Here is a 6,784-nt window from a genome sequence, read left to right as displayed (position 1 = left end):
GCATCCCGATGATCTGCTCTTCCGTGAATCGTGAGGGGCGCATCGTCCGTCTCCGTGAGTGACGGACTCTACTCAAATCTGGAGGAAGATCAGGGTCTCAGGTCACGTCCTCCACCTGCCGTTCGGCCGCAGCCAACAAATCCCTCCACCGGTTAAAGGTATCGGCAAGGCGTTGAGGCGCGGCAGCAACGACGCTATTTGTATTGGCATCAACACCAACAAACCAATCCGGCGGCGTGGAGCCATAGTCATCAGCGACAGCTGACAGAACAGCCGCCACGCGCTTTGCACCGGCACTCTTTGCCTCGTCAGCCGACACTCGGTTCCAGTGATGCGGCAAGAGAGGCTTGCCGAAGACCATCATGTCGAGATTATCGGCGATCGAAGCCGACAATGCCGCTCCGCTGGCAGCCAGCCACTCTGCGTGAAGATGGCTTTCGACAAGCTCAGGATTTTTCAGATCGATGGACGGCGGGAGCACCACGCCATCGACCATCGCGCTTGGGCGCTGGAAGAAGTATTGGTCATGCGGACTTTGTGCCGCGCAATACGTGACAATCAAGGCTGCCTGACCGCTGCGGCCCGCACGCCCACCGCGCTGAGCGTAGTTCGCCGGCGTCGGGGGCACATTCCGCATGTAAACGACGTTCATTGAGGAGATATCGACACCGAGCTCCATGGTCGGCGAGCAAAACAGGATTGGCAGGAAACGGCTATCTTCTCGAAGCTCCTTCAGTCGTTCGGCTTGGTCGACCAGAAGCTTCCGGTCATCTACCCAATAACGAAAGCGAGCCTCGCGGATCTCTCGTAGATCGCCCTCAACCTGCGCCGTATGCTCCCGACCTTCGAAGCCAAAGATTGCCTCGCCGCCGTCGGCCAGAAGCGTCGCGATATGTGCGTACAGACCACGGAAAAACGGATTGTCCCGATCCGGAGCTTGGTTTGCTGAAAGCGCAAAAGCGATCGATGACGGCACAAGACGCCAGCCATCTCCGCCGACAGGCGAGACGACTTGTGTCGCCAGCCCATAACGACCCGCCGCTTTCAACAAGCCTTCGACGATTTCCGTGATCTGCTTGCCGGTTGGCCGTCTACCACCGAAGGTCATCGACCGAAATTGTCGGCCGATCGTACTGGTCGGGCTGCCCCGAAGTATCAACTCTTCGTCTTTCGGGGACATTTCACGGCGGGTTGGAGGCTTCGGCATGAACACCGGGGCAGCCAAGAAGCGCTCCTCGTCCAATATCCATGGGGCCTTGATTACGCTTCGCATTCGACCGGCGAGGCTTTCGATCTTCAGTCGATCCAGGGCATCACATTCGACCGCCAAGCCCTTGCGCATCACGTCCAGCAACACCCGAAGCGCCGCCTGACGCTCAAGAGCTGAAGCCGCTCGCAACAACGGGTAGTTTTCAAATTCCTTGTCGTCATTTGCGAGGTCATCGAGTGAAATGTAGCGCGCCTCGATCAATCCAAGCTGCTCGAGGTTGGGATTCGTGTAACGCCACCCCCGCCGTTGATCGATCCAGAATCGATGCGTCAGCGATTCGCGGATCACCTTTTCGGCGGCCAGCAAGTTGGCCCCCTTGAGATCCGGCTCGACCAACCATTCGGATCGCCGAGATACACTGGATGCCACGAAGCCCAGCATTCGCTGGATCGCCTTCCCGACCTCGTCCTCTTGCAAACCTTCGTCACCAGCTTCCGAAACTGCGGCCAGGATTGCGCCTCGAAGGAGCGTGACGAATAGAAAGTCGTTGAAATGCCCGGCCTGAAGGGCAGCATCCTGTCGGTTGTCGGTGAAGGCCAAGAGTTTGCGGGTCGTCGCCGAGATGGAGTTTTCCGTATCGCTCATCCAACGCAGAATGGCCGCAATAATAATCGTTGTCGCCGAACTGCGCCCCTCAGCGCTCAAGGCGGCGAGCCGGTTGATGTCGCGGGTTGAATCGCTGTGGTGCTCACCGCATGCTGGGCAAAATTTGAACTTACCCGGCATGAACCAGGATCGTTGGCCACCATTGCCGCAGGTGCCGTCCGGAAGCACCGATACAAGCTCAGCCCTCGTCTTGCGGTATGTCGCTTTTAACCGCAATTCCCCCGATTTTGTTTCTTCAAGCCAAGCCTCGGGATAGTCCTCGTCCCGACCCTGGAACGTGAACTCACCATCGACGGGCTCAGGCATGAGGAAGCCCCAGCGCTCAACGATGCCTTCAGGCTCTTCGTCGTCATTGAGAGGGACATCATCGATCTCACGCTTCTCAAATGACTTTACGCCACTGTCATCGACCAGCGTGACGGGGTGGTTTTCCTGCCCACACCGCCGGCAGAAATGAGCGCTATATAGCCGTTTTTCCGGATTTCAGGATCGAAGATTTGTCCATCAAATGTGACGGTGCGCGAACCTGAGGGATCGAGGGTTGTGTACAGACGACCTGCGCCCGAAATAAATTGATGTAGCTTAAACGCGAAAAGAGGCTCGTCACCGCCGCCGCTATAGCCTCGGAGTTTCTCCGGTAAGCTAAACGCCAGTAGCGCGTTTTTTAATGCCAGTTCGCACGTCTCGACTGCTTCGCCGGATTCACCAGATAGTAGAACCGCCGCTGTCTTTAGCGACAGCGAGCGCGCCCGCCGCGGCTTCTGGTCTACATCGCGTAGGCCGAGCCTCTACCCAGATGGCAAGATCATCACGAGCGATCTCACCATTTGATCTACCGTCATAGGGCGTACTTGAAGCCGCGCTGACTACAGCGTCACTCAGTCGAGATAGCCCTCTGTCAGCGGATCGATCTGGATCCGTCGCGCGGCGCAAGGTTTCCGTAACGATCGCGTCTCGGCCGATGTTCGTCCCAAATAAGCGGGACGCGACATCAGCAACAACCTGATTGCGATCTTCTTCGCCGCCTTCGCTCGCCATTGTTGCCGAGGTGCCAATGCAAATCGGCGGATGTTGAGGATCGCCCACACGCGCCCGCAGACGGCGCATCAGCATCGCAACATCTGCCCCTTGGCGCCCTCGGTACGTATGTAGTTCATCAAGAACAATGAATCGAAGGCCGCTACAATTTTCCACGACACGTCGATCAAGATCTGACTGCCGTGTCATCAGAAGCTCAAGCATCATAAAATTGGTAAGCAGAATATCCGGGGGATTGTTCTCTATCCGCTCGCGTTCCTCGGAATTCTCTTGGCCGGTGTATCGAGCGAAGGTCACTGGCACTGGATGGTTCTGGTCTGCGAGATATTTCTTCAGTTCCTCAAGCTGGCTGTTGGCCAAGGCGTTCATCGGATAGATGATTACCGCTCGAGTCCGAGCAGCCTCGCCAGCCCGCTTCGCCTTAACAACGGCATCAACAATCGGAATAGAGAAGCAAAGAGACTTACCCGAACCGGTGCCGGTCGTGACGACGAAGCTCTTTCCGTCCAGAGCAAGGCCGATTGCCTGCTCCTGGTGGCGGCGCAACTTCAAAGTCTTGTCGGAGGCGTCGGTAGCAGCGCGTGAGTCCCGGAATATCTCAGCGCAATCATCGATCAGCCCTTTTGGGCCAACAAGGCTTAGGACCGAGCCGCCACCTTCATAGTGCGGATTCAGCTGAAGCATGGGTTCAGGCCAGAAACGGCGCCCGGCGTATAGATCGGTTACTTTCTCCAAAATTTCCGACGAACGTATCCGCGTAAAGGAACGGGCAAATCCAGTATATTGCGCCAACAGGCTATTATTCAGAGAAAATACGTCCACGGGCTTATTGCCCCCCAGATCTTAAGCCTGTATTCACAGAGAATTTTCTTTTTCTTTAAACCGTGGCGCGCTTGGCGGCCAGCGCTGCTCATCATTTGATGGCGACAATGTCTTGCCAGAGCGAATGGCTCGCCTGCCCCCCACAACTCAACGGTGGAAATGACGCGGCTCATTAGCCCGACCTCGCTGCGGCGGCGGCATGGGGCATCAGGAATTCGGCTATGTCACCTACGACGTTAGCAAGATCGCCCGGATCGTGGGCTACTCCCTGGACGAAAGCGCGCCATTGTCGCTGCTTTTGCGCGTCCTCGGCGAAGGCCGACGTCAGCGCATCCGGCAGGTCTTGAGGTATCGCCGTCTCGCGCCGCGCAAAAGTGGCGGCGATCGCTCTTGGCAATCTGTCGTCGTCGAAGTTGAAGGACCGGCTGAGAATCCAGATATCGTAGAAATCCTTCATCCGGGTATTAGCCCGCCCCAGGGCCACCATCGCCTGGAATTTCTCGGCAATGACGGTTTCCCGGGCGTAGCCACGCAGCCGGGGCATGGGAAAGTCCAGCATGGAAGGATAGTCGAGCTCTTCGGCGCCAGGCTCCACCGCATCGCCAAAGCCGATGTCGATCGTCAGAGCAATGCGAGCACCGCTGATCGATGCCGTCGTCCTCAATCGCAAGCCACCATACTCCAGCTCTTCGCGGATACGATCGACGTGGAGCCCATCGGCGTCGAACTCCACGCCATCGGCAGCCTCCTGCGCCAGGATTTCGCGGAATGTCGCCAGCATCGGCTCCGCGCCCGGATCACCAAAACCCAGCAGGTCAAGGTCGCGCGTACCGCGGTGCGGATCATCGAACCAACTCATCATCAGCATCGCGCCCTTCAGCACGAAGCGGTCGGCGTGGGGTGACCGGCTGAGCCGGAACAGCAGCCGCTCGAGGGCGAAGCGGGTCAGGACAAGATCGAAGGTCTGGCCGCTCGCCTTGGAGACCTGCAGCAGGCGGGCGCGAACCGACGCGCCGATATTCTTGATCTCCTTAGCCATTGGCGGTCAGCGCCTCGAGATACGGCCGAATGACTGTGGCGACCGTTCCTCGCTCAGCCTGCCTGGCAATCTCGCCCGGCGTCGTCTTGCGCTGGCGCAGCGCTTCCTGAAGGCCTTCGATCGCCACGGACAGGCCAATCTTGTTCCGATATCGGAAGCAATCGGCGATCGTCCTTGCAACGCCGAAGATCTTCACAGCCACCCCCTCAACAGCGTGGGTTTCAACACCCTCCGTCAGGAGACGATCTGTGAAACGTACCAGCCGTATGGGCGTGCCTTCGGGTTTCGGGGACCAGTCCTTCTGACCCACGGCGAGCCAAACCTGCCTCGGGAGTTGATCAGTCAGACCATGAAAAGCCAGGGCCGAAACGAGGCAAACCACGCCTTTGGGAACCCGTTTGGCGGCCTCTGCGAGACTGTGGTGGACGTCGAGGGGCGCATTGGAAAGTTGATAAAGTCCTCGCGCGAGCCGAAGCACCTCGCCGTCGCGTTCCATGCGGCTCATAGTGGCGGCTGTTACGCCCGCCTCGCGCAGCTCCGCCAGGCGCGAAATTCCGCGCGCGGTCAGCACGGTATGGGCGATCTGGCGTTGGGACATGGGTGTTGGCACGATACGGAAACTCGGAATATAGGAGCTATTATCCGAGGATTTGTATCACTCTTCGTATGCCAAAGAAAGGTGCCAGATCAAAGAGGCCGCCGCTTTGGTTCGAAAACCAAAAGCGTCTTGAGGGAAGAAGCGACGACACGCTATGTCAGCTTCGTGCTACAGTAAAGGTGGTAACGTCGCACGAAGATATCGGATGCCTACGCCACACTACCCATCTGTCGGGGTCAGACGCGCTTTGCGCAAGCTTGGGGCCGACCTACGGGATGCCCGGCGACGACACTTGCCGATGGCGGTCGTCGCGGAGCGCGCATTCACATCCCGATCCACCCTCCAACGCGTCGAAGCTGGCGATACCGGCGTGAGTATCGGCATCTATGCCGCGGTCATACATGCTCTTGGCTTTCTTGCCCACCTGCAGGAAATCGCTGACATCAGCCGTGATCCTGTGGGGCAAGTTTTGGCCAGCGGAGATCTGCCGAAACGCGTTCGGATCAAACGGACACCGGCACCAAAGAGCGACGACTGATCTTCGGATCGCCTTCTACGTCCGCACCGGGAGGGGAAAGCCTTGTATGGGGAATTCCTTGTCAAGGCTCACTGGCGATCGTTCGATCTTAATCCGAGGGAGCTCGCTGTGGGGCGCGATAGTCGCGCCGCACCCTTGTATTCAGTTGAGTGTCGAGGCAAGCCGAACCGCGGATGCCACATCACGAATTAGATCGGTGGGACCATGACAGTAGAAAAGGGCGCGGGAACGCCGCAGGCAAAAGGTGCCGAGCTTCTGGTAGCGATGACCGGCAAGGCGAGTCCCGCGAAAGCGGCCGAAGGCGACAAGCCGGTATTTGCCTATATCGAGAGCCTTCCTGAACCGCAGAAGAGCATCGCCAGACAGGTCGATGCCTTGGCCGCCAAGGCACTGCCGGACCTCAAACGAGCGGTGAAATGGGGAATGGCTTACTATGGCGTTCCCGATGGGTGGTGCTTCTCTTCCGGCGCCTTCGTCGGTCACCTGAAGCTGATGTTCATCCGAGGTAACGAACTGCAACCAGAACCGCCAGTGACACCGATCAGAATGGGCAAGGCCACCCGCGGCGTCGAGTTGGCCGCCGTAGACGAGCTCGAGGAAGGCCAGGTGCTTTCTTGGATGGCGCAGGCCGGCAAGAAACCGTACGTCACGGCGGCGATGAAAAAGAAGAAATAGGCCTCCTGGCGGCTTCGCGCGGCGACGTGGGTTGTGATCGCCCGCTCCGCGAACTCGCCAGATGCCAGCCGTGACGGCTGCGCGATGGTGCGGGTCGTTAAGGCGAGCGTACGATCTTAATCCGAGGGGAGCTCGCTGTCGGGCGCGATAGTCGCACCGCAACCTTGTATTCGGTTGGCCATGAGGGCCTGGACCATG

6 protein-coding genes are annotated in these 6,784 nt (G+C 58.6%); 2 read left to right on the top strand and 4 right to left on the bottom strand.

All coding sequences use genetic code 11. The features are described 5' to 3' along the window. Positions 1-97: 97 nt before the first annotated feature. The 4 genes from ACFQU1_RS22395 to ACFQU1_RS22380 all read right to left on the bottom strand — a co-directional run bounded on the left by ACFQU1_RS22395 (position 98) and on the right by ACFQU1_RS22380 (position 5,373). A complete protein-coding gene (locus tag ACFQU1_RS22395) occupies positions 98-2,182 on the bottom strand; it encodes a helicase-related protein (RefSeq protein ID WP_378136912.1) in 2,085 nt (694 codons plus the stop codon). Between the two features lie 396 nt (positions 2,183-2,578). Next, positions 2,579-3,736 (bottom strand): DEAD/DEAH box helicase, encoded by a 1,158-nt coding sequence (locus ACFQU1_RS22390; protein ID WP_378136910.1) that lies wholly within the window; start codon positions 3,734-3,736, stop codon positions 2,579-2,581. Positions 3,737-3,908: 172 nt separating this feature from the next. After that, positions 3,909-4,775, bottom strand: a complete 867-nt coding sequence (locus ACFQU1_RS22385; RefSeq protein WP_378136908.1) for a nucleotidyl transferase AbiEii/AbiGii toxin family protein — start codon at positions 4,773-4,775, stop codon at positions 3,909-3,911. Beyond that, entirely contained in the window at positions 4,768-5,373 is a 606-nt protein-coding gene (locus tag ACFQU1_RS22380) for a type IV toxin-antitoxin system AbiEi family antitoxin domain-containing protein (protein WP_378136906.1), read from the bottom strand. The genes ACFQU1_RS22385 and ACFQU1_RS22380 overlap by 8 nt, the downstream gene beginning before the upstream one ends. Positions 5,374-5,578: 205 nt before the next feature. Here ACFQU1_RS22380 and ACFQU1_RS22375 point away from each other — a divergent pair, with 205 nt between their 5' ends. After that, positions 5,579-5,911: a helix-turn-helix domain-containing protein gene (locus ACFQU1_RS22375; RefSeq protein WP_378136904.1), complete on the top strand. Its 333-nt coding sequence runs from the start codon at positions 5,579-5,581 to the stop codon at positions 5,909-5,911. Between the two features lie 204 nt (positions 5,912-6,115). Further along, positions 6,116-6,586: a DUF1801 domain-containing protein gene (locus ACFQU1_RS22370; RefSeq protein ID WP_378136902.1), complete on the top strand. Its 471-nt coding sequence runs from the start codon at positions 6,116-6,118 to the stop codon at positions 6,584-6,586. Positions 6,587-6,784: the final 198 nt, after the last annotated feature.

Origin of the sequence: Chelatococcus sp. GCM10030263, from assembly GCF_042666455.1 — a bacterium.
Lineage (GTDB): Bacteria > Pseudomonadota > Alphaproteobacteria > Rhizobiales > Beijerinckiaceae > Chelatococcus.
Note: the sequence above shows the minus strand (reverse complement) of the source record. Positions and strands in the feature narration are given on the sequence as shown.